The sequence below is a fragment of the Devosia sp. genome (assembly GCF_017307565.1).
Classification (GTDB): Bacteria; Pseudomonadota; Alphaproteobacteria; order Rhizobiales; family Devosiaceae; genus Devosia.
This window is the reverse complement of the sequence record NZ_JAFKHD010000134.1, coordinates 1-1,267: the sequence shown is the minus strand read 5'-3', so window position 1 is coordinate 1,267 and position 1,267 is coordinate 1. Positions and strand designations below refer to the sequence as shown.

At 57.9% G+C, this 1,267-nt stretch carries 1 protein-coding gene and 1 pseudogene; one reads left to right on the top strand and one right to left on the bottom strand.

Translation table 11 applies throughout. From position 1 onward, the window contains the following. Positions 1-585: cation transporter (locus J0I64_RS03705; protein ID WP_291406265.1), on the bottom strand; the 585-nt coding region annotated here is incomplete at its 3' end. Between the two features lie 143 nt (positions 586-728). Here J0I64_RS03705 and J0I64_RS03700 point away from each other — a divergent pair. After that, positions 729-1,267: pseudogene (locus J0I64_RS03700) on the top strand (endonuclease/exonuclease/phosphatase family protein); the annotation flags it as partial.

Sequence of the window (1,267 nt, the reverse complement as noted above, 5' to 3'; positions counted from 1 at the left end):
CATCAACGTCTCAATGGTGAACGGGCTGCCGTTCATTGCTCCGAAGATGGCCCGGCGAGCGATGGGGATGAGCCCAACGGCCATGGCGACGATGAAGCCCCAAGGCTGCGTCTGGGGATATATCTGTGCAAGGCCGAAAGCGATCGCCAGTGCGGCACCGCACAGTATGGTGAGTCGCGCCTTAGAGGTTTTCCACCACGGCCCGTCGGAAGGTCCGTGGTCGTGCCCATGCAGGCCCGCCAAGGTATCCGTTTGGCCGGTCCTCTCGCTCGAATGATTGCGGGGTCCCTCAGCATGACCGTGGTTGCAACCGGGACCGTGACGATGGCCTGCGCCTTCATCTGCGACAGGAACATCTTTTGCTGCAATCGGGGTCGTCTTGTAGCCGAGGCTGCCAACCTTTTTGGCGAGTGCATCGATGTCAACGCGTTCGCCATGGGTAACGGTCATTGTCCCGGCGACAACCGAAACCTTGACGTCTGCGACGTTGTCGAGACGACGTACCGCAGTGTCGATCTTGGTGGCGCAGCTTGCGCAATCCATGCCTTCGACCCGGAAGCGGGTCTGGCGTCCATCAGCACTCATGGCCGGCCTCCTGTCATACAGGAGCAAAGCTATAAAACCTCAGGTGGCTAGAGGGTCAAGCACGATTATAGATTTGGTGTGGCTTGTTGACTTTTCCGGGCAGGTCCGTGAACTGGCAGACAATTTTATGAAAGCGCGGTGTCGTGTTGTCTTTTCCTCGCCGTCGACATCTGGCCAACTTTACCGTTCCATTGATCACCATCGTGCAGCTTTTCTATATTGCGGCCCAGTTCGGTTCGCACCTTCTTGCCCGCGACTTGTGGGCAGCCGACATGGCGAACTTCATTCGCCCGCACCTTCTCGCTGCTGGAATAGCGCTGTTTGCAATCAGTCTCGTGCCGCGATCCCGGCTTACGCGAGCCGGCGCTGTGATCTCACTTTTAACGGCCATTCTTCCATTCGTCTTCCTGCCTACCCCTGCCACCGGAGGCGGTGGCAGCCAGTTCACGATTATTTCGGCCAATGTCCTCTCGGACAATCGCGATCCCCGGCCCTTTCTCTCCATCCCGGAAGTCGCTTCAAGTGATATCGTCGTGCTACAGGAAATGCGCCCCGTCTGGCAGGATGCACTGGTCAAAAGCGGATTGTGGCGCTTTGAAAGCAGCCGGGATCTGCGGGCTAACACTGACATGAAGGTGTTCAGCCGCTTTCCGATCATCAGCGAACAGGTCGTTTCCCAAGC